Origin of the sequence: Paenibacillus sp. BK720, from assembly GCF_011761545.1 — a bacterium.
In the GTDB taxonomy this organism is placed as follows: domain Bacteria; phylum Bacillota; class Bacilli; order Paenibacillales; family Paenibacillaceae; genus Pristimantibacillus.
This window is the reverse complement of record NZ_JAASRQ010000006.1, coordinates 522,123-541,908: the sequence shown is the minus strand read 5'-3', so window position 1 is coordinate 541,908 and position 19,786 is coordinate 522,123. Positions and strand designations below refer to the sequence as shown.

The window sequence follows — 19,786 nt, the reverse complement described above, 5'->3', positions numbered from 1 at the left end:
ACGAAGATCAAGCAGGAAAAAACCAGAGGGAAGTCGAAATAATGTAGTAGAGACGGCAGCCCGTTTTGGCATTGTTATTTTAATGGGGTCTGGCACGTTCGCTAGACTCATAAACGAGGTTGTCTACAAGAAACAATATAGATAAAATGGTAGTAACGGGAATTACACCGTTAATGCATAGCAGCACATCTTGGAAACCAACCGATTTAGCGGTAATGGTTTCTTGGTCGGGTGGTAGAGTAGATAATATGAAAGAATCATTTTCCCGTTTGTTCGGTCTAAGTGATCAGCGGAGCGGTCAAGAAGAGGTTCGGCAGATTCCTATTCAAGATATTGATACGAGTCCATTCCAGCCTCGGACAATCTTCGATGATGACCGTATCGATGAGTTGTGCCAAACGATCAAAACGCATGGCGTTATTCAGCCGATTGTTGTTCGCGCACGAAATGGCAGATACGAGATTATAGCAGGCGAACGTCGCTGGCGCGCGGTTACAAAGCTTGGATACGATACAATTCCGGCTATCATCCGCGAGTTTAACGATTCGCAGACGGCGTCTATCGCACTGATTGAAAATCTGCAACGCGAGAATTTGACGGCAATTGAGGAAGCGGTAGCCTACCAGAAGCTGATTGAGCTTCATGAGCTGACGCAGGAGAGCTTGGCTCAGCGTTTGGGCAAAAGCCAATCTACAATTGCAAACAAGTTGAGACTGTTGGGATTAAATGACACTGTCAAAGAAGCGCTTGCTAGTCGTAAAATATCCGAGAGACATGCGAGAGCGTTGCTTTCTCTTGATACGGAAGAGCTTCAGAACCAAGTGCTGGAAGAGATTATTACGAAGGAACTAAACGTTAAACAGACGGAGAATCGTATTGCTTCTCTGAAGGAAGAACCGAAGTCGAAGCAAACGAAGCGTTTTGCGATGCCGAAGAACACGCGTCTTGCTTTCAACACCATTCGTCAGGCTGTACAGATGGTGTCCAGCACAGGGATGGAAATCAAAGCAGACGAAAAAGATCTTGGCGATTTTTATGAAATTACTATTCATATACCGAAAAATTAGCTTTACGTAAGTCATCCATGATGAACGTAATAGTACTAATCCGGGCCGTCCTCTCTGAGGACGGCGAAACCGTTTATAGCGATAAGTTTCACCGTTAGATCATCAGGGCATTAAAAGTTTGGACACAGAGGTGAACAAGTTTGTCTAAAATCATTGCAATAGCCAATCAAAAGGGCGGTGTTGGTAAAACGACAACGTCTGTTAACTTAGGGGCGTGCCTTGCAACACTCGGTAGACGAGTGCTGCTCGTTGACATTGACCCTCAAGGTAACACGACAAGCGGAATTGGCATCAACAAAGCGGATGTAAATAATTGTATTTACGATGTGCTTATTAACGACGTGCATCCAAAAGATGCAATGTTTGAAACGAAAATTGACGGTCTGAAGATTATTCCAGCGACGATTCAGCTCGCCGGTGCCGAGATTGAAATGGTACCAACGATTTCGCGCGAGCTTCGTCTAAAGAAAGCATTGTCCCTTGTTAAGGATCAATTCGATTATATTCTAATCGATTGCCCGCCGTCGCTTGGTTTGCTGACGATTAACTCCTTGACAGCGTCCGACTCGGTTATCATTCCAATTCAATGCGAATATTACGCGCTGGAAGGATTAAGCCAGCTCTTAAATACAGTAAGACTTGTACAGAAGCATTTGAACACTTCTCTTCAAATCGAGGGCGTATTGCTTACTATGTTGGATGCTCGGACAAATCTGGGTATTCAGGTTATCGAAGAAGTGAAAAAGTATTTCCAGCAGAAGGTGTACCAAACCATTATTCCGCGTAATGTTCGTTTGAGCGAAGCGCCATCTCACGGCGAGGCTATTATTACGTACGACCCAAGATCCAAAGGTGCTGAAGTATATCTTGAACTTGCTAAGGAAGTGATTATGTATGAGCAAGCGGCTAGGTAGAGGACTTGATGCGCTTATTCCATCGCTTTCGGTAAGCGAAGACGATAAAGTCATTGAAATTCAGTTAACGCAACTGCGTCCGAATCCATACCAACCTCGCAAAACGTTTGATGACGAGTCCATTAAGGAATTGGCAGAGTCGATCAAGCAGCATGGCGTTATTCAGCCGATCATTGTTCGGACGGTATTAAAAGGCTATGAAATCATTGCGGGGGAGAGACGGTTCCGTGCTTCCCAGCTTTGCGGCAATGCAACCATACCTGCCGTGGTTCGGGCATTTTCCGATCAACAGGTCATGGAAATTGCTTTAATTGAGAACCTGCAGCGCGAAGATCTTAATGCAATTGAGACGGCCATGGCGTATCAAGGGTTAATGGATAAGTTCAAGCTGACTCAGGAAGAATTATCGATGAAGGTGGGGAAGTCCCGTTCTCATATTGCCAACTTCCTTCGACTGCTTGCTCTGCCTGCTGAGATCAAGGACAATGTTTCACGTGGAACAATCTCGATGGGACATGCTAGGGCATTGGTAGGGATTAAGGACGCAGTGGTCCAGAAGGATATGGCTAATCGAACCGTTAGCTTGGGCTGGAGCGTACGCGACCTGGAAGAAGCGATTCAGAAGCTGGAAGTGAAGGAAACGGCAGAAGCGGTAAAAGCAAAAGCGAAGTCGAAGAAACGGGATCCGTATATCGAGAGCTTGGAAGAGTCGTTAAGAGACCGATTCAAAACAACGGTTAAAATTAAACAACAGAAGGAAAAAGGGAAAATCGAGCTGCAATACTACAATAAGCAGGATCTCGAGCGTCTGCTCGAGCTGCTTCAAAATATGGCGTAATTTAGGCAAATTGCTAGCATACCAAAGTTGTAATCTTTGTACTGAAAGATTAAACTAAGGTATGCTATTCTTATGTTCTGTTAGGGTATTTAAGAGAGAGTTTTGATAGTTAAGAAAGAGAGAGGAGGTTGGAACAAGGTGGAAAGAATCATCTATTTGGATCATGCTGCAACATCGTGGCCGAAGCCGCCGGCAGTTCTGGAGGCGATGCAACATGCCATGCTGCATGAAGCAGCAAATCCGGGACGAGGCAGCCATCGGATGGCGGTTAAGGCAAGCCGGGTCTTGTTTGAAACGAGGAAGCAATTAGCGAAGCTGTTTCGGATTAAAAATCCGAATGATATAGCATTTGCCGCCAATACGACAGCTGCATTAAACATGGCGATAAAAGGCTGGGTAAAAAGCGGGGATCATGTAATTGCCACTTCAGTGGAACACAATTCGGTAAGAAGACCGCTTGAGTATTTGAAACATGCTCTAGGTATTCAGATTACGTATGTAGACGCAGACGAGGCTGGACGGATACAGGTGGAGCAAATTGCTTCGGCCGTAACCGCTGAGACTTCTTTGATTATCGTTAACCATAGCTCCAATCTACTTGGCACAATTGCGCCGGTTGCCCAGATTGGCGAATTGGCTAGAAGCAAAGGCATAAAACTTCTTGTTGACGCAGCTCAAAGCGCCGGAATTCTTGAGATTGATGTTGAGGCAATGGGGATTGATATGCTGGCCTTCCCTGGTCACAAAGGGTTGCTTGGTCCACAAGGCACAGGAGGCCTGTACATTCATCCTGACGTTGATCTCGTTCCTCAACTCCACGGAGGGACTGGAAGCCAATCTGAGGCCCCTGAGCAGCCTAATGTGCGTCCTGACAGATATGAGGCGGGAACGCAAAATACACCCGGCCTGGCAGGGCTCAAAGCGGGTGTCGAATATGTTCTGCATGAGACGGTTCATAACATCCATACTAAGGAATGGGCATTAACCCAGCGGATTATGGATGGGCTTTTATCGGTGGACGGGATTAAGATTCTTGGTCCGAAGCTTGGCGAGCAAAGAACGGGGATTGTCGCATTCGTTGCGGACGGAATCGATCCGTCTGAAATGTCCTTTATACTGGACCAGCATTATCAAATTGCGGTTAGAGCGGGCTTTCATTGCACACCGATGGCCCATGCCTGTGCAGGGACGACCGCGACAGGCGCAGTACGAGCAAGCGTAGGATGTTTTACAACAGAGCAAGAAGCGGATGCCCTTGTCGCAGCAGTGAAAGAAATACGGAAGCAATATTCTTAGCATAATTTTCTGGGGGCGGAAGTTCGAAATGGATGAGTGGACAAATAACCCGATGAATGGGGTTACGGTTGTACTGGCATTGTTGGTCATCGTGTTATTGATTAGGATTTCAATTGTTGGCAGAAGACTGAAAAAGCTTAGAAAGCAATATGTGGAGGTCATGGGCAACACGGGCGTGACGAATCTGGAAGACGTCATTATCGATCTGAAGCAGTCTATTACCGCACAAGAGCTTCAAAGCGAAAAAATCTTAAAGCAAATAGAGCAAATGAAGGAAGTGCAGCAGCAGGAAAAAGGCCGCGTTGGAGTACTGCGCTACAATGCATTCGCCGACCAGGGCAGTGATCTCAGCTTTTCGATAGCAGTTGTGAATGCGGCGCAGGATGGGGTAGTGATCTCTGGGCTGCACAGCCGGGAGAATACTTATGTGTACGCCAAGCCGGTAAGCAAAGGCGAATCGAACTATACGCTTACGCCGGAAGAGCGCAAAGCCATAGCTGAAGCGAAGTGATTAATTGGTGCCCGGATGTTCCAAAGCAGCAGCCTGTTCTCTGGAACGGGCAGAAACATGGATGCTGTTCATGATGGAGGAGAATACGCTGGAAGCGATAATGTCTGCCATTTTCATTACCAAATGTAAACGCGTGTTCTGCAGGACAAAATATTCCATAAATCCGCCGACATTAACGATGCCTGTAATATGGATATCGCCAACGGGAGGCAGCTCCTTGTTTACTCCGGCGCCAGGTCTTACCGGGCCAGTTCCTACTTGAATCGAGCCAATGCTGGATACTTGCCCAAGGCAGGCATCAATGCCGATAACAAACGGTTTTTGGTAAGTGCGATTGATCAGATGAAGTGTCTCTTCGAGGTTCATGGCATGTACAGGCTCTTCTAAAGTGCCGTAAAGAGAGAAGTAGGGGCTCTGATATTTGGAAAGGGTCGTGCCGATCAGTGGACCAAGGGAATCGCCTGTTGAACGGTCAGTTCCAACGCATACGATTACGATAGGACGCCCGGCGGACATCTCATCAATCATCAGGGAAAGCCGGTTGACGATCTGGCCAACAGCATTCGCTTCCGTGTATGGAACCTTTAACGGTACATCCTTTAGAAATGATAGTTTCATAGAATCCCCTCCGTAAATGCCAATATGATACTAGTATATGGATGGGACAACCATTTTATACGTCGCGAAGCCAATAGTTTCGTTCTATGAGGTGAGGGAGAGGAGAATTCGCGATGTTGATCGCCTTTGATTCGACGCAGCAGGCGCTGCGCGCCGAGATGCTGCTGGAATACGCGGAGGTTGAAATCGATATATGTCCGACTCCGAAGGAGATTACGGCAGGCTGCGCGTTATCGATTCATTTTCCGGGGGAAGAGCTGGAAACAGTCAAGCATGTGATCGAAACGGAAAACGTAGAAATAAGAGGGGTTTTTAAACCGGTTCAGGACGGGTATGAACAAGTGGACCTCTAGGTATGGCAAGGATGGTGCGGTGGAATGGATATTCAAGCCTACTATAAAGACATTGCAGCATGGATAACAAGCGAGACAACATGGGAAGGTTTTGGACGATCGGTCTTGCGCATAGCGCTTATTATTATCCTAGGACAGGTCATCGTCTGGATTGCGAACAAAACGATTGACCGGGTTGTACTAAACCGCTCGGAAAGCCGAATGGTTCTTCAAACCAGAAGAATGACAACCGTAGGCAAGCTGGTCAAAAACATAATCTCCTACGCGGGATATTTCATTATCGGCATGCTTGTGCTAGACGAATTCGGCGTACAGCTTGCGCCGCTGCTGGCTGGAGCCGGCGTCATTGGACTGGCTATCGGCTTTGGCGCACAAAGTCTAGTCAAAGATATTATCACGGGTTTCTTTATTATATTCGAGGATCAATTTGCGGTTGGCGACGTTATTCAGACGGGCAACTTCAAAGGAACCGTTGAAGTAATCGGACTCCGGGCGACCCGGATTCTTAGCTGGACGGGAGAAGTTCATATTATACCGAACGGCATGATCAACGAGGTTACGAATTTCTCGATGCATAATTCCATTGCGTTTATTGATGTATCGATCGGATACGAGGAGGATGCGGAAAAGGCGATCGCCCTTATCCGCCGGGAACTCGAGCGGTTTGAGAACGACAATCTCGTTAAGCCTCCCGAGGTGCTTGGCATACAGACCATGCTTTCCACCGAGGTCAAGGTGCGCGTAACGGCAGAATGTCTTCCTAATACGCAATCCATCGTAGCAAGGTCATTAAATGCTTATATCAAGAAAGTGCTGGACGGTCACGGAATTGACATTCCGTATCCGCGAATGGTAACGTATCATCGCAATGAAAGGGGCGGCGATCCGAATGGAGCGTAAACAATTCGAGCTGAACGATATCGTTCAAATGAAGAAGCAGCATCCCTGCGGATCCAATGAAATGGAAATTATCCGCATGGGGATGGATATCCGTATCAAATGTGTAGGCTGCAAGCATAGCGTTCTGATTCCTAGAGCAAAGTTCGAGAAGAATATGAAGAAAGTACTGCGTTCCGCCGCGGATTCCGGGCAAAACGAATAGGCTTAATATTTTTTTAAAAAACAGTTGCATTAGGACAGGGCCTGTGATAATATAGTTTTTGCTTGACACAAACGGAGAGGTACCCAAGAGGCCCAAGGGGGCTGACTCGAAATCAGCTAGGCGTGTCAAAGCGTGCGTGGGTTCGAATCCCACCCTCTCCGCCATATTCTGTGCATAACGCTTAGGCGGTTACATAAAGAACAAAGCTCCTACGAGATTGCGTAGGGGCTTTTTTTATCTTCAGATAAAGCAGGTGAGTGGAATGAGTCAGTATGACATTACGATTATCGGAGCAGGAGTCAGCGGCATATTCGCCGCCCACGAACTGGCTTCAAGCGGACTGAAGGTTCTAATGCTGGACAAAGGCAAGAAGCTTGGCGAACGGAGCGACAGTTATATCGGTTTTGGCGGACTTGGTCTGTCGGAGGGCAAATATAATTACACGAATGATTTTGGCGGAGAGTTGGAACGGAAGACCGGTTACGACGCTGCGCTGCGGCTGATGGATGACGTGGATACGATCCTATGCGAGTTCGGGGGAGGCGCAGCGGAGCTGTACAGCACCTATGATCCCGAATTGGCTGAACGGGCACATGCGGCTGGTTTTGGCGTGCTGACGACGAAAACCCGGCATCTGGGAACGAAATTGTCAAAGACCGTTCTAGAGCGCCTGTATGATTACTTGGATTCCCATATCACGATGAGATTTGAGGCGGAGCCCGTCAGGATCCTTCGGAAGGAAGACAAACGGTTTATAATTGAGTTGGAGGATGGAAGCGTTATTGATTCCGGGCAAGTTATTGTAGCTACCGGCAGAAGCGGGAATGAGTGGTTTAACGGTCAATGCGAGAGCCTTGGAATCGGCAGAGGAGAAGCAAGGGTTGATCTTGGGCTTCGGATCGAAATGAAGGGCGACCAGTTGGCTTCGATCCTGCAGCGATCCTTCGAGACCAAGCTTAGCTTCGAGGGCGAAGACTTCACGGCTACGACTTATTGCATGAATCCGCAGGGCAGGGTGGTGCTCAAGCTTCAGGAAGGACTGGCGATGCCGGACGGGCAAAACTTCCGCGAGAAGGGAGAAAACAGCTCCAATCTGAACTTCACGCTATTTGTGCCAAACCGGTTTGCGACGCTTGAAGAAGCGGATACGTATTTCAAACGGATTGTCGGCGCAATTAACCGAGGGAGAGACCGGATTGCTGCTCAAAGGCTTGGTTCGCTCCGGAGAGGGGCGGAGTACCACTGCTCTGACGGCCAAGCTTCCGATAGGAGCGTTAAGGCGACGCTGGAGGCGGAATTTACGGAACTGAGGGAAGAGGTGCCGGAACGGTATATAGAGGCTACACTGGCGTTTCTGGACGCTTTGGAGAAGCTGTTAGGGGTACCGATTGACGAGGATACCATTCTGTACGCCATTGACGGAAAGCTGTATTCGCCGGCAATCGAGACAAACGAGAGGTTCGAGACGATTATTCGAGGGTTCTACGTTATCGGGGACTGTTCCGGGACTACGCATTCCTTATCTCAGGCAGCGGCAAGCGGAATTTATGTCGGACGGCTGCTGGCCGGTCAATGCTCTTTGGAGAGCTTGTAATTATTAGAATGAAAAAAGGGACTCTTGCGAGTCCCTTTTTCGACGGTGTTGTAAGTTTCGATGAATTCCCAACTTCATACAACGGAAAACCAGGTGCAATCTTCACAGATCGGTACACAATTCCATTAGGTATCGCTTTTCCGATCGCGATTGCTCGTGTGTTACAGAAAAGTTTCTTTAGCACAACGCCTCGCTTCTTAAGTGATGAGCAGTAAAATTCTCTAGTAGTCCTTGCCCCTATACAGGTCCAATGGAACCACACCTCTCTTCACCGTCGATAATTATGATGTCCGTGCAGCAAAGAACATATGCATGGTTCATTTAAAATTAATTGTGGCCCATTCGTTTCCATCTGCGCTCATGATTAGAGGTCTCCGGAAACTTTTCTCCGCGTTTGAGTCGTACCTTCTGCGGATTGGTGATACCCATATGGAAAGAATTATCGCCGGTTTCGATATAGACGCCATCATTTGGAGCGCTGTCGCCAGGGGAAAACAATGTCCATTCGCCCATACTTGCTCACCTCCTTGTCGGAGTAGTATTTACCGGAGAAGGGGCGGACATGAAAGGCAGAAATCGGGAGCTGCGGATGACTTGTCAATGAGTAGGCGATTTGCTATACTGTGTAGATGCGAGTAATAATCTCGCTCCTTGCCCTTTCGGGGGCCGCTTAGTCCAAAAGGAGGTGAAACACAATGCGCAAATATGAAGTGATGTACATCATTCGTCCGGACGTTGAGCAAGAAAACGTTCAAGCCATCGTCGACAAATTCAATGGCATCATTAACAATGGCGGGGAAGTCACGAAGCAAGATGTGATCGGTAAACGCCGTCTTGCGTATGAGATCAATAAGATTCGTGATGGTTACTACGTTCTGGTTCATTTCAACGCGAACAACGAAGTTGTTAATGAGCTTGACCGCATCATGAAAATTACGGATGAAGTTATCCGTTTCTTGATCGTCAGAGACGTTGCTTAATCCACGCTAGATGTTCGATTGGGAGGTCCAGAGGCGATGTTGAATCGTGTAATACTGATTGGCAGATTAACAAGAGACCCCGAATTGCGTTATACGCCTGCGGGTGTAGCAGTTACGCAATTTACGATAGCAGTAGACCGGCCGTTTACGAGCGGTCAGGGCGAGCGCGAAGCGGATTTTATTCCGGTCGTAACTTGGCGGCAGTTGGCTGAGACATGCGCTAACTACTTGCGTAAAGGTCGCTTAACCGCGGTAGAAGGACGCATTCAGGTGCGTAACTACGAGAACAACGAAGGTAAACGCGTCTATGTGACGGAAGTGATTGCCGATAACGTTCGCTTCTTGGAATCTAACCGTGAAGGCGGAGCTTCGCAAGAAAGTGGCGGTTATGCCGGAGGCAACAACAGCGGCGGAGGATCTTTTGGCGGCGGCGGCGGTAACGCTCCTTATGGCGGCGGTAACGGCGGCGGCGGAAGCCGGCCTAGTACTCCACGCAACAACAACAGCCGTGATCCGTTCTCGGATGACGGTCGACCGATCGATATATCAGAAGATGACTTGCCATTTTAATTGAAAGGATGGGTTCGAATGAGCTTCAAGCAAAGAGAAGGCGGAGACGGAGAGCGTCCGGAACGCAAATTCGGCGGCCGCAAAGGCGGACGCAACAAACGCCGTAAAGTATGTTTCTTCACTGTGAACAAAATCACTCACATTGACTATAAAGATACTGATCTGCTCAAAAAGTTCATCAGCGAGCGCGGCAAAATCTTGCCACGTCGTGTAACTGGAACTAGCGCGAAATACCAACGTCTGCTGACTGTTGCTATCAAGCGTGCTCGTACTGTAGCATTGCTGCCGTACACTACGGAGTAGTTCTTTAGGAAGGAAGCCTATTGGGAAACCAATGGGCTTTTTTTCTTTTATTTTATAAAATAGGAATTGATCATTTGGCGGAAGAGGAATACAATAAGATGTAGTGCGAGCATATAAGTCGGCGATGATGTTGGGTCTTCATTGTGAATAATTTCACTTTAATTGTTAGTTGTGGAATAACGGCTTATGCAAGTCAATCATTTGATCGATTACAGATGGAAAGAGGGATGCATTCGTATGTCTGAAACCGTAACGAAATTACCTGAAGAATCCGGTTCTGTGCGTGAACTGGACGTGCTTGAGCAACTGTTGAAGCCGGAAATTCAGCAATCGCTGACTCAATTGGTGGAAAACCTGCCTAAACTGGCAGAACTGGTGACTCTGCTCACTAAAGCTTACGATGTAGCTACTACTGTAGCGAACGACAAAGTTCTTGTGAACGATATGGTTCACGGCTTTGGCGAATTCGTTAAACCAATCGTAGACACGACTAAAGGCATCGCTAACGCAGCTGTTGAAGCTGGCGACCGCGCGCAAGCCGACAACTCTACAATTGGTCTCTTTGGCATTCTGAAAATGCTAAAGGATCCGCAAGTACAAGCAACGCTTCGTTTCGCCCAATCGTTCCTGAACGTATTGGCTGAGCGTAAAAACGGTTAATCATACAAGAGCGGAGGGTAAACATGGCTAAGCAAATTTTAATTCTTGGCGGCGGTTACGGCGGTCTTCTTAGCGCACTGACAGCTCGCAAATATATTTCGGCTGAAGAAGCGGAAATTACATTGATCAACAAAACTCCTTACCACCAAATCATTACCGAGCTTCACCGTCTGGCTGTTAGCGGCGTAAACGAAGGAAACGTAGCTCTTCCTTTGGATAAACTGCTGAAAGGCAAATCGATCAACCTGGTTATCGACACTGTAGATAACATTGATCCTGAGAAAAGACAAGTGAAGCTGGCTGGCAACGGCACAGTTCGATACGATCAGCTGGTTGTCGCTCTTGGCGGCGAAACGGCATTCTTCGGCATTCCTGGCCTGGAAGAAAACAGCCTGACGCTGAAATCGGTTGAAGAAGCGAAAGCCGTTAGCGCGCATATCCAAAACCGCATTGCAGCTTACGCGCAATCGAAAAACAAAGCGGACGCAACAATCGTTGTTGGCGGCGGCGGCCTGACTGGTATCGAGCTGATCGGCGAAATCGTTGACATGCTTCCGAAATGGTGTGAACAGTACGGCGTTGACAAGAGCGAAATCTCCCTGTACAACATCGAAGCTGGTCCAACTATTCTGATGGGCTTCCCGGCCGATCTTCTTGAGCGCGCGAAATCCAGCCTGACTAACCGTGGCGTAAACCTGATCATGGGTGTAGCGGTTACGGAAGTTCAAGGCAACAAAGTTATGCTCAAAGACGGCAGCTCCATCGAAACGAATACGTTCGTATGGACAGGCGGTGTTACAGGCAACCCTGTAGTCGCTAACTGCGGTATCGAAGTAAACCGCGGCCGTGCTTCGGTAACGGAATTCCTGCAATCGACATCCCACTCGGATATTTTCCTGGCTGGCGACAACGCGTTCGTTATGGGTCCAGAAGGCCGTCCATACCCGCCAAGCGCGCAAATCGCATGGCAAATGGGCGAGTGCATCGGTTACAACCTGTTCGCGCAGTTGAAAGGCATTCCGATGAAATCGTTCGAATTCGTTAACTCCGGCGTACTTGCTAGCCTTGGCCGCAAAGATGCAATCGGTACGATTGGCGCTAGCCAGCTGAAGCTGAAAGGCACAGCAGCTACGCTGATGAAAGAGGCAAGTAACGTTCGTTACCTGACTCACGTTAACGGTCTGTTCTCGTTCTTGAAATAATTTTATTGAAAAGCGAAACCGTTCCTTGGTTCGCGCGTAGTAATAATAAAATAAGCATGAACTTGGAGGAGCCTGCCACAGCGGGCTCCTTCTGTCTATTTCAAGGAGTCTGCATAGAAGCAGGCTCCTTTTGTTATGCTGAAAAGAAGGAGGAAGGAGCGAAAATGGAATTTATTCTATATTTGGCCATTATTATCGTATCCACCAAACTGGCTGGTGCTTTATCAGTTAAACTGGGACAACCGGCCGTGCTGGGAAAGCTGGTGGCGGGCATCATTATCGGTCCGGCGGTGCTTGGCTGGGTGAAGCCGGATGATTTTATCGGCCATTTCTCGGAGATTGGCGTACTGCTGCTGATGTTCATAGCCGGGCTTGAGACGGATTTGGAGCAGCTGCGAAGAAATTGGCAGCCATCCTTCGCCGTAGCGATTGGAGGCATTATTCTGCCGTTTCTCGGAGGGTACGGGATTGCGGCAGCGTTCGAATTATCGAACAACGAGGCGTTGTTTCTGGGGCTTCTGCTCTGCGCAACCTCGGTGAGCATATCGGTGCAGACGCTAAAGGAACTGGATAAGCTGCAGTCGAGGGAAGGAACAACCATTCTGGGCGCCGCAGTGGTGGACGATGTGCTTGTTGTCATTCTGCTCGCGGTCATGATGGGCTTCTTGGTACCGGCTAGTGATGTATCGCTGGGACTATTGATCGGCAAGAAGTTATTATTCTTTGTTGTTATCGGTCTAGCGGGCTGGCTGCTTGTACCGCGCTTTTTAAAATGGCTTGCACCGCTCAAAGTAACGGAGACGGTCATGAGCGCCGGTCTGATCATATGCTTCGCCTTCTCCTACTTCGCGGATGAGATGGGCATAGCCGGCATTATCGGGGCTTTTGCCGCCGGCATTGCCGTATCGCAGACGCCTTTCAGGCATGAAGTGGAGTCCAAGGTGGAGCCGATTGCGTACACATTATTCGTGCCGGTCTTCTTCGTAAGCATCGGACTGCATATAACCTTTGACGGGGTAGGGGAGCAGCTGCTCTTTATCTTGCTTGTAACGCTTGTTGCGGCGGTTACGAAGCTGCTTGGTGGCGGTCTCGGCGCCCGGCTGACGGGCTTTAACAACCGGTCTTCCATAGCGATTGGAGCGGGGATGGTGTCGCGGGGCGAGGTGGCTTTAATTATAGCCGCATCGGGGCTGGAGTCCGGATTATTGCCGGAAAAATACTTTACGTCGGTTATCCTGGTTGTTATTCTGACGACGCTTATTACTCCGCCGCTCCTCAAGCAGGTGTTCAAAGAGAGACAGACGGCATAACAGAGAAAAGGAAAGGGCAGCCTTCGCAGGCTGCCCTTTCCTTGATATAATTTACGCCGTTTCCACTTCGGCTTCATGAGTGCTTTCGTCAGCTTCTTCTTCGATAATAAGCTCGACTTTCTTAATGCGGTGCTTGCCTACTTCACGGATGATAAAACGGAGATTCTCGTATTGCATTTCCTTGCCCGGCTTCGGATCGGTAAATTCCGAGAACAGCCAGCCGCCGACCGTGTCGACATCTTCCTGATCGATTGCAACGCCAGTGATTTCGGATACATGATCAAGCGATACTTTGCCATCAAGCAGGTAGCAGTTATCCGCAAGCTTCTCGATTTCCTTCCGTTCATCGGTATCGAATTCATCCCGAATCTCGCCGACGATTTCTTCCAGAATATCCTCGATGGTAATCATACCGGAAGTACCGCCGTATTCGTCCATCAGAATCGCGATATGAACGCGTTCCTGCTGCATGCGCTTCAGGAGCGTCTTAACCGGCAACACCTCGGAAACGGTCAGTACCGGATGAACCAGCTTCTGAAAATTGAATTCTTTGTTTTCCTGGAATTCAAGGAACAGCTGCTTCGTGTTAATCATGCCAACGATGTTGTCTTTGCTGCCCGTTGCTACAGGGAAGCGGGTATACTGCTCTTTGCGGATGATGTCCATATTCTCCATCATCGAGTTATTCGTATATAAGCAAATCATATCGGTACGAGGAACCATGATTTCTTTGGCGAGCATTTCGTCAAAGGCGAAGATCCGGCTTACGTAACCGTATTCGGTGTTATTGATTTTACCGCTTTGGAAGCTGTCGTTCAGAATGATCTGAATTTCTTCTTCGCTATGCGCTTCTTCATGCTCTTTCACAGCCTTCAATCCGAACATGCGGATCAGGCTTGTTGCGGAACCATTCAGCACCCAGATGAACGGGTACATGATCTTGTGGAAGTAGATAATCGGTTTGGCTACGGCAAAGCTGATAAATTCGGCTTTTTGGATGGCCCATGTCTTCGGAGCGAGTTCACCCATGACCACGTGCAGGAATGTAACGGCAACGAATGCTATAACAAAGGAAATAATATGATTCAAATCGCTGTGTACGCCCAATTTCTCGAATAACGGATGGATTATTCGTTCAACGGTCGGTTCACCTAACCAACCAAGTCCGAGGGCGGTAATCGTAATACCGAGCTGACAAGCCGACAGATAAGCATCAAGGTTGCTTGTCACGCGTTGTACGGCAAGCGCGTTTTTCTTGCCTTCGAGCACCAGCTGATCCACTCGGCTCGCGCGAAGTCGGATAATCGCGAACTCCGTAGCAACGAAGAAGGCGGTCAATACAATTAATACAGCAATCATAAACAAATTAAATCCTATACTACTGTCCATTTGGGTTCTTCACAATCCTTTATGAAATATTATAAGTTCCTATGATCTACTATAACGAACTTCAGCTAGCAGATGCAAACTTGCTATTTTACTTTACGGGCGCAATACCATCCATTATGACGAAAAATTCGGAGCTAACATTACAATTTTGGCAAATACCTCGTCTTTACAAGGGTCTGTACAGGGGCGTATGATAAGTTCAGATGAGCTTGTAATGATCAAGCCAATCCCTTTAAGTCATAAGGAGGTAAGCGATATGGAAGCTTTTACGCTTACCCGCAAAGAGATGGCGGATTTGCTGCTTGCGATGCAAGGCCAAAATTGCTGTGGTCCTCTACAGGTTCTGCAGCAGGCTTGGAAACAATCGCACCGTGATGCGTATGAATCCGGATCGTCACTGCCGGCTTTCCTGTCGACGGCGCTTCCGCCTGTCCTGGTAAAGCTGATTAAAGGACGCGAGGTAAAAGGATTCTCTTTGCAGGAGATATCCGCGTTGGGCGGATTAATAGATTTTTCGCAAATGTCGATTACGTCGATGCAAAACTGGGTAAAGAGAGATTTCAAGGCTTATTTCGACTGTCCGAAAATCGGCAAGAAATATTCTCTGAACCAGACTGCGCTCTTGTTTATTATCGAAGATCTGAAATCCAGTCTCGATTTCGGTTCTATAAGGAAGCTGTTCGACCGGTTGTTCAATAAGCCGGAAGACGAAACGGACGATCTGATTGGCCCGCTTGAGCTGTATGCGGCATATACCTCGATGTACGATGAACTCGCCGCAAGCGGCTACCGGCTGCTTGATATGGCTCGTCCTTATGCGGATGCGAAGGACAGGGAAGTCATTATGGAGCAGATGCTTCACATCGCTTCGGAGCCGTTCCTGCAAGTTTTGCCGAAGTTAAACGAAGAGCAGACAGAGGCGTTGCGTCACATATTGTTCATCGCGGTCATCTCGATTCGCACCTCTTACTTTCATTCGCTGGCCAAACGGTACTGTCACGCCACCCTGTTCCTGAATTCATAAACGATTCATAAACATAGGAAGGTGATTCAAAAAGGCAGCAACGAAAGCCATGCGCTTCCGTACTGCCTCAGCTAATCAGAAATTATGTGATTGCTGTTCCGCCCAATCGCCGATATACGGCAGCTTGAAGCGCTTGCCCTGCAGGGCAAGCAGCATAAGGGCTATCCATAGAATAAAGCCAAGGGGTGTCAGAACCAAGCCAAGAAGCCAGCCGATAACGGGAATGAAACCAAGCACGATATTGAGTACAATAAAGACAACGGAAATCGCGATCGACTGAAGGGCATGAAATTTTACGAACCGGCTCTGTTTCTCCACGACCAGGAATATAATACCGGTGATAAAACCCAGGAAATAAGCAAGCAGTGCTGCCACTTTGGGGTCTATACCTGTTGAGGAACGATCAGGCTCGAAAGAAGCGCTGGACATGAACGGATCTCATCCTTTCTATAATCGACTCTCTCGAGAAGATTGTATTCATGTCCGAAAAGTTATATGTCATTACGTAAGTTATAATGAAGTCACTAGGAAAGATTGGAGTTGAATGACGGATGAATATTGCGTTTTTTCTGCTGCCCAAGCAGGAGGTTATTACGGTAACGCAAGATGCAACGCTCAGGCAAACCCTCGAGAAGATGGAGCATCACCGCTACTCTGCGGTCCCGATTATTAATGAAGAAGGGGGCTACGCGGGTACGGTAACGGAAGGCGATCTGCTCTGGTACATGAAGAACACGCCGGGCGTAAGCTTTGAGAACGCGAATAAGGTGAAGCTGCAGGATGTGCCGCTCCGCATGATGAACCGCTCGGTTCGGATTGACGCGGACATGAAGGATTTGATTGCCCTTGCGAAGGTTCAGAACTTTGTTCCCGTCGTGGACGACCGGGGTCACTTCATCGGCATCGTCCGCAGAAGCGAAATTATCGATTACTGCCAGTCCTTTATTCCGGGTTCCCCATCGGTTGCGATGGAGGCTTGATTGTTCCATTTAGGCATTATGAAATAAGCATATACAGCAGCTCCAAAAAGGATGGCTTGCCCGGCTATATTTTCAGATAGGTTAGGAGAAAATAGGCCAAGCGCGAGCATGACTTCAGGAGGGGCTTCATGAATAGGAATGAGCACCAAAAAGACGGAGGCCGCAAACGGTACCGTCTTTTTGTTTTATTTTTTGCGATGGCGTTCTCGGTAACGGGGCTGGCGGAAGGCGGCACGGCAGCTAAAGCGGAAGCAGCTTCGGAGACGGTCTATGATACGGTAATTGCAGGCGGCAGGGTGATGAATCCGGAAACCGGGCTGGATAAGAAAGGCTGGAATGTCGGCATAAGCGGCGGCCGGATTGCTGTTGTTACATCCAAGCCATTGAAGGGTAAGCATGTTATAAACGCGACTGGTCTTGTCGTGGCGCCTGGTTTTATCGACAATCTGTCCTACAACCCGAACCCGCTTGGCGTCTGGAACAAGATTGCGGACGGGGTTACAACCAATATTGCCATGCATGGCGGAACCTCAGCGCCGCAGGAATGGTATAACTATTATGCAAAAAGCACGACGCCGGTCAACTTCGGAGCTTCGTTCTTCTACACCGAAGCCCGCAACCGTTATGAGCTCAGCCGTTATGACAGCGCGTCGCCGGATCAGATCAAGGAGCTGGTCAAAGAGGCGGAGCAGGCTCTCAATAACGGGGCGCTTGGCATTTCCTTCAGCCTTGAATATGTGCCGGGTATCACCGCCGCCGAGATTTTGCCGATGATGAAGCTTGCCTATGACTACAACGTGCCGGTCTATTTTCATGCCCGTTATTCCGATATGGAGGAACCGGGCACCAATATGGATGCCCTTAACGAGCTGATCGGGTATGCCCGAAAAACAGGAACAGCCGTCCATATTGATCATATCAACAGCACGGGGGGCACTTTCTCGATGAAGAAGTCCTTATCCTTTCTGGAGGCTGCCCGCAGACAAGGGCTCGATATGACCGCCTGCGTTTACCCCTACGATTATTGGGGGACCTACCTGAACTCGACTAGGTTTGACGAGGGCTGGCAATCGAGATTCCGGATTACGTTCCGAGATCTGCAGATTGCGGGTACCAATCACCGTCTAACGGAAGAGACGTTTAGCCGTTACCGCAAGGAAGGCAAGCTGGCGGTAGCTTACGCCATCCCCGAGCAGGACGTCGTAAAGGCGCTCAAGGCGCCTTACGTGATGATCGGAAGCGATGCGATCCTGGAGCCGGGCAACAACAATCATCCGCGCGCCTCCGGGACGTTCGCGAGAACGATCGGACGGTATGTCCGGGAGAAGCATACCCTTACCTTAATGGACGCCCTCTCGAAGATGAGCCTCATGCCGGCCCAAAGGCTTGAGAAGCAAGCCCCGTCACTACGCAAGAAGGGCAGGCTCGCCAAAGGAATGGATGCGGATATTGTCATCTTCGATTACAAGACGATTAAAGACCGCTCCACCGTTGAGCATCCGGAGCGATTATCCGATGGAATCCGCTATGTGCTTGTTGGAGGCCGGCTGGCTCTCGACAACGGCAAGCTGAATAAAGAGGTTCAGGCCGGCCAGCCGGTTCGCAGCGAATTCGCGAGGGTGAAGAGCGGAGCGGGGCTGCTCAACTGGGGTGCCCGTCAATATGCGGTGGTTGATTATAAAGGCATGCGGTACGTGGATGTCCGCTCGCTTGAGCAGCAGGGCTACAGGCTGGAATGGGATAAAACGAGCCGCAAGGTCATAGCCCGGCGAAGCAATAGCCAGGCTATTCCCGCGGTCAGCGGTGCCGAGCTGGCTCCCTCGGAAGGGATGCTTATGCTGGAGCGGGGATACCGGCTGGAGGCAGGGAACGCAAAAGCGGCCTTAATCTCGATCGGAACCCGGACGTTTATGCCCTTAACCTTGCTGGACGAGCTTGGGTTTAAAGTAACCGCGGAGGGCGATGCGATATGGAAGGCAAGCTGAACCCGCCGTTAGCAGCAGGGGCAGCGCCGGGGGCGGGATCGCGACTTCGGCGCTTTATCCTCGATAAGCGTGCGGCAAGCGCTAAAGGATGTGCGTGATCTATTTTGCTTTTATGATATAATGAAATTTGAATGTTTGTTTACTGATTATGTACGCAAGAGGTGAACGGCTTGAAAGGTAAGCCCGGTATGAAAGCAGTTCTATGGAGCGGCGCGTCTCTGCTTCTTATTTTGTCATTGGCAGTACCTGTGTTTAACATGCTGACCATTATGCTGCTGATGGTGCCTTACGTCATTTTGTATACGACGCTGTCAACGCGGTCCTTTTTACTGCATCTTGTACCGGTATGGATCATCGCGGCCGTTATCCTTGGGCCGTCGGTTCTTATTATCGCGTTATTCTTCCTGATCCCCGCTATGGTGATGGGGCAGATGTACCGGAAAAGGGCGTCGGCACCGTATATATTAAGACGGACGACGCTGGCGATTCTGTTCTGTCTGCTGGCGGAGCTGCTTATTTTCGAAGGGGTCCTGAACCAATCGTTTATTGACCAAATCGGTGATTTCGTCCGCAGCCTGGTGGCTGACCTCAACTCGGAGCATGTGCTTCCGAAGGAGTGGAACAGCGACTACACGGAATCGATCATCAAGGTTATGATCCATTCGATCCCGCAGGCGATCATCTTGATCTCGTTCGTCTATGCGGTCATTACGCAGTATTTCGCCCGCAAGGCGTTGGTGTCTTCCATCGAGGATATTCCGACCATGCCTAAGGCAAAAGATTGGATGCTTCCGCGCATTCTGGTCTTCTATTACCTGGTCGTTTATATCCTGGAGATGTTCGCAGACAGCGGCAGCAGTTCCTTCTATTCCGTAGCGCTTATGAATTTGGTGCCGCTTATGAAGTACGCGTTCACGATTCAGGCGATCGGATTCTTCTTCTACATCGCGCATCAGCGGAGATGGAACAAGGCGATCCCGGTTATTATCGCGATTCCCCTTCTGTTCTTCCCGTCGCTAAGCTTGATTGGCGTACTTGATGCCGCTTTTCCGATCCGTAAGTCGTTTTCGAAATCATCATAAGCAATAGG

At 49.0% G+C, this 19,786-nt stretch carries 23 protein-coding genes and 1 tRNA gene; 20 read left to right on the top strand and 4 right to left on the bottom strand.

The genetic code is table 11. The features are described from left to right. The first annotated feature begins 248 nt into the window (after positions 1 to 248). The 5 genes from noc (at position 249) to FHT67_RS24250 (ending at position 4,626) form a co-directional block, all read left to right on the top strand. Entirely contained in the window at positions 249 to 1,067 is an 819-nt protein-coding gene (noc, locus tag FHT67_RS24270) for a nucleoid occlusion protein (RefSeq protein WP_132308077.1), read from the top strand. 140 nt (positions 1,068 to 1,207) lie between these two features. Further along, positions 1,208 to 1,981: a ParA family protein gene (locus FHT67_RS24265; RefSeq protein ID WP_132308079.1), complete on the top strand. Its 774-nt coding sequence runs from the start codon at positions 1,208 to 1,210 to the stop codon at positions 1,979 to 1,981. Next, positions 1,962 to 2,819 carry a ParB/RepB/Spo0J family partition protein gene (locus FHT67_RS24260; RefSeq protein ID WP_132308081.1) on the top strand — a complete coding sequence of 286 codons (858 nt, stop codon included), beginning with the start codon at positions 1,962 to 1,964 and terminating at the stop codon, positions 2,817 to 2,819. Before FHT67_RS24265 ends, FHT67_RS24260 begins: the two co-directional genes overlap by 20 nt. Positions 2,820 to 2,957: 138 nt before the next feature. Continuing rightward, a complete protein-coding gene (locus FHT67_RS24255; protein ID WP_167201578.1) occupies positions 2,958 to 4,115 on the top strand; it encodes an aminotransferase class V-fold PLP-dependent enzyme in 1,158 nt (385 codons plus the stop codon). Positions 4,116 to 4,143: 28 nt separating this feature from the next. After that, complete coding sequence (locus FHT67_RS24250) at positions 4,144 to 4,626, top strand: DUF4446 family protein (RefSeq protein ID WP_167201577.1); 483 nt, start codon at positions 4,144 to 4,146, stop codon at positions 4,624 to 4,626. Here the strand turns inward: FHT67_RS24250 and yyaC are convergent, their stop codons facing one another. Beyond that, positions 4,627 to 5,244, bottom strand: coding sequence for a spore protease YyaC (yyaC, locus tag FHT67_RS24245; RefSeq protein WP_132308087.1), 618 nt, complete (start codon positions 5,242 to 5,244; stop codon positions 4,627 to 4,629). A gap of 113 nt (positions 5,245 to 5,357) precedes the next feature. On the opposite strand from yyaC, the gene FHT67_RS24240 reads away from it, so the two are divergent. From FHT67_RS24240 to FHT67_RS24220, 5 genes are all read left to right on the top strand, one after another. Beyond that, positions 5,358 to 5,597 (top strand): putative Se/S carrier protein, encoded by a 240-nt coding sequence (locus FHT67_RS24240; RefSeq protein ID WP_132308089.1) that lies wholly within the window; start codon positions 5,358 to 5,360, stop codon positions 5,595 to 5,597. Positions 5,598 to 5,621: 24 nt separating this feature from the next. Next, a complete protein-coding gene (locus FHT67_RS24235) occupies positions 5,622 to 6,497 on the top strand; it encodes a mechanosensitive ion channel family protein (RefSeq protein WP_243867429.1) in 876 nt (291 codons plus the stop codon). Next, positions 6,487 to 6,699 (top strand): DUF951 domain-containing protein, encoded by a 213-nt coding sequence (locus tag FHT67_RS24230; protein WP_132308091.1) that lies wholly within the window; start codon positions 6,487 to 6,489, stop codon positions 6,697 to 6,699. Before FHT67_RS24235 ends, FHT67_RS24230 begins: the two co-directional genes overlap by 11 nt. A gap of 73 nt (positions 6,700 to 6,772) precedes the next feature. Next, positions 6,773 to 6,863, top strand: a tRNA-Ser gene (locus FHT67_RS24225). 98 nt (positions 6,864 to 6,961) lie between these two features. Beyond that, the gene (locus tag FHT67_RS24220; protein WP_167201576.1) at positions 6,962 to 8,293 is read left to right on the top strand and encodes an NAD(P)/FAD-dependent oxidoreductase; all 1,332 of its coding nucleotides are present in this window, start codon (positions 6,962 to 6,964) and stop codon (positions 8,291 to 8,293) included. A gap of 327 nt (positions 8,294 to 8,620) precedes the next feature. On the opposite strand, the gene FHT67_RS24215 is transcribed toward FHT67_RS24220, so the two are convergent. Beyond that, a complete protein-coding gene (locus FHT67_RS24215) occupies positions 8,621 to 8,806 on the bottom strand; it encodes a YjzC family protein (RefSeq protein WP_132308095.1) in 186 nt (61 codons plus the stop codon). A gap of 182 nt (positions 8,807 to 8,988) precedes the next feature. Here FHT67_RS24215 and rpsF point away from each other — a divergent pair, with 182 nt between their 5' ends. The 6 genes from rpsF (at position 8,989) to FHT67_RS24185 (ending at position 13,318) form a co-directional block, all read left to right on the top strand. After that, on the top strand, positions 8,989 to 9,273 hold the full coding sequence (rpsF, locus tag FHT67_RS24210) for a 30S ribosomal protein S6 (protein WP_132308097.1): 285 nt from the start codon (positions 8,989 to 8,991) through the stop codon (positions 9,271 to 9,273). Between the two features lie 36 nt (positions 9,274 to 9,309). Beyond that, on the top strand, positions 9,310 to 9,843 hold the full coding sequence (ssb, locus tag FHT67_RS24205) for a single-stranded DNA-binding protein (RefSeq protein WP_132308099.1): 534 nt from the start codon (positions 9,310 to 9,312) through the stop codon (positions 9,841 to 9,843). 18 nt (positions 9,844 to 9,861) lie between these two features. Next, positions 9,862 to 10,146, top strand: coding sequence for a 30S ribosomal protein S18 (gene rpsR, locus FHT67_RS24200; protein ID WP_015847810.1), 285 nt, complete (start codon positions 9,862 to 9,864; stop codon positions 10,144 to 10,146). A gap of 237 nt (positions 10,147 to 10,383) precedes the next feature. Next, a complete protein-coding gene (locus tag FHT67_RS24195; protein ID WP_116394506.1) occupies positions 10,384 to 10,806 on the top strand; it encodes a DUF1641 domain-containing protein in 423 nt (140 codons plus the stop codon). Positions 10,807 to 10,829: 23 nt separating this feature from the next. Further along, positions 10,830 to 12,008 carry an NAD(P)/FAD-dependent oxidoreductase gene (locus tag FHT67_RS24190; RefSeq protein WP_132308101.1) on the top strand — a complete coding sequence of 393 codons (1,179 nt, stop codon included), beginning with the start codon at positions 10,830 to 10,832 and terminating at the stop codon, positions 12,006 to 12,008. A gap of 164 nt (positions 12,009 to 12,172) precedes the next feature. Beyond that, entirely contained in the window at positions 12,173 to 13,318 is a 1,146-nt protein-coding gene (locus tag FHT67_RS24185; protein ID WP_167201575.1) for a cation:proton antiporter, read from the top strand. Between the two features lie 51 nt (positions 13,319 to 13,369). Here FHT67_RS24185 and FHT67_RS24180 read toward each other — a convergent pair whose 3' ends face one another. Continuing rightward, on the bottom strand, positions 13,370 to 14,677 hold the full coding sequence (locus FHT67_RS24180; protein ID WP_243711674.1) for a hemolysin family protein: 1,308 nt from the start codon (positions 14,675 to 14,677) through the stop codon (positions 13,370 to 13,372). A 286-nt stretch (positions 14,678 to 14,963) separates the two neighbouring features. Between FHT67_RS24180 and FHT67_RS24175 the strand changes: the two genes are divergently transcribed. After that, positions 14,964 to 15,731 carry a DUF1836 domain-containing protein gene (locus FHT67_RS24175; RefSeq protein WP_167201574.1) on the top strand — a complete coding sequence of 256 codons (768 nt, stop codon included), beginning with the start codon at positions 14,964 to 14,966 and terminating at the stop codon, positions 15,729 to 15,731. Positions 15,732 to 15,806: 75 nt separating this feature from the next. Here FHT67_RS24175 and FHT67_RS24170 read toward each other — a convergent pair whose 3' ends face one another. After that, positions 15,807 to 16,160, bottom strand: coding sequence for a DUF4870 domain-containing protein (locus tag FHT67_RS24170; RefSeq protein WP_132308106.1), 354 nt, complete (start codon positions 16,158 to 16,160; stop codon positions 15,807 to 15,809). 122 nt (positions 16,161 to 16,282) lie between these two features. Between FHT67_RS24170 and FHT67_RS24165 the strand changes: the two genes are divergently transcribed. From FHT67_RS24165 to FHT67_RS24155, 3 genes are all read left to right on the top strand, one after another. Further along, a complete protein-coding gene (locus FHT67_RS24165) occupies positions 16,283 to 16,711 on the top strand; it encodes a CBS domain-containing protein (RefSeq protein ID WP_015847803.1) in 429 nt (142 codons plus the stop codon). Between the two features lie 128 nt (positions 16,712 to 16,839). Beyond that, a complete protein-coding gene (locus FHT67_RS24160; protein WP_167201573.1) occupies positions 16,840 to 18,696 on the top strand; it encodes an amidohydrolase family protein in 1,857 nt (618 codons plus the stop codon). A 188-nt stretch (positions 18,697 to 18,884) separates the two neighbouring features. Further along, the gene (locus FHT67_RS24155) at positions 18,885 to 19,778 is read left to right on the top strand and encodes a DUF2232 domain-containing protein (protein WP_243711675.1); all 894 of its coding nucleotides are present in this window, start codon (positions 18,885 to 18,887) and stop codon (positions 19,776 to 19,778) included. The last annotated feature ends 8 nt before the right edge of the window (positions 19,779 to 19,786 follow it).

Excerpts from the sequence above, each read along its gene's own strand:
- FHT67_RS24235 (WP_243867429.1), top strand. The coding sequence starts at position 5,622 with ATGGATATTCAAGCCTACTATAAAGACATTGCAGCATGGATAACAAGC.
- rpsR (WP_015847810.1), top strand. The coding sequence starts at position 9,862 with ATGAGCTTCAAGCAAAGAGAAGGCGGAGACGGAGAGCGTCCGGAACGC.
- FHT67_RS24260 (WP_132308081.1), top strand. The coding sequence starts at position 1,962 with ATGAGCAAGCGGCTAGGTAGAGGACTTGATGCGCTTATTCCATCGCTT.
- FHT67_RS24160 (WP_167201573.1), top strand. The coding sequence starts at position 16,840 with ATGAATAGGAATGAGCACCAAAAAGACGGAGGCCGCAAACGGTACCGT.
- FHT67_RS24185 (WP_167201575.1), top strand. The coding sequence starts at position 12,173 with ATGGAATTTATTCTATATTTGGCCATTATTATCGTATCCACCAAACTG.
- FHT67_RS24190 (WP_132308101.1), top strand. The coding sequence starts at position 10,830 with ATGGCTAAGCAAATTTTAATTCTTGGCGGCGGTTACGGCGGTCTTCTT.
- FHT67_RS24230 (WP_132308091.1), top strand. The coding sequence starts at position 6,487 with ATGGAGCGTAAACAATTCGAGCTGAACGATATCGTTCAAATGAAGAAG.
- FHT67_RS24215 (WP_132308095.1), bottom strand. The coding sequence starts at position 8,806 with ATGGGCGAATGGACATTGTTTTCCCCTGGCGACAGCGCTCCAAATGAT.
- noc (WP_132308077.1), top strand. The coding sequence starts at position 249 with ATGAAAGAATCATTTTCCCGTTTGTTCGGTCTAAGTGATCAGCGGAGC.
- rpsF (WP_132308097.1), top strand. The coding sequence starts at position 8,989 with ATGCGCAAATATGAAGTGATGTACATCATTCGTCCGGACGTTGAGCAA.
- FHT67_RS24155 (WP_243711675.1), top strand. The coding sequence starts at position 18,885 with ATGAAAGCAGTTCTATGGAGCGGCGCGTCTCTGCTTCTTATTTTGTCA.
- FHT67_RS24220 (WP_167201576.1), top strand. The coding sequence starts at position 6,962 with ATGAGTCAGTATGACATTACGATTATCGGAGCAGGAGTCAGCGGCATA.
- FHT67_RS24195 (WP_116394506.1), top strand. The coding sequence starts at position 10,384 with ATGTCTGAAACCGTAACGAAATTACCTGAAGAATCCGGTTCTGTGCGT.
- FHT67_RS24175 (WP_167201574.1), top strand. The coding sequence starts at position 14,964 with ATGGAAGCTTTTACGCTTACCCGCAAAGAGATGGCGGATTTGCTGCTT.
- yyaC (WP_132308087.1), bottom strand. The coding sequence starts at position 5,244 with ATGAAACTATCATTTCTAAAGGATGTACCGTTAAAGGTTCCATACACG.
- ssb (WP_132308099.1), top strand. The coding sequence starts at position 9,310 with ATGTTGAATCGTGTAATACTGATTGGCAGATTAACAAGAGACCCCGAA.
- FHT67_RS24180 (WP_243711674.1), bottom strand. The coding sequence starts at position 14,677 with ATGATTGCTGTATTAATTGTATTGACCGCCTTCTTCGTTGCTACGGAG.
- FHT67_RS24165 (WP_015847803.1), top strand. The coding sequence starts at position 16,283 with ATGAATATTGCGTTTTTTCTGCTGCCCAAGCAGGAGGTTATTACGGTA.
- FHT67_RS24250 (WP_167201577.1), top strand. The coding sequence starts at position 4,144 with ATGGATGAGTGGACAAATAACCCGATGAATGGGGTTACGGTTGTACTG.
- FHT67_RS24170 (WP_132308106.1), bottom strand. The coding sequence starts at position 16,160 with ATGTCCAGCGCTTCTTTCGAGCCTGATCGTTCCTCAACAGGTATAGAC.
- FHT67_RS24240 (WP_132308089.1), top strand. The coding sequence starts at position 5,358 with ATGTTGATCGCCTTTGATTCGACGCAGCAGGCGCTGCGCGCCGAGATG.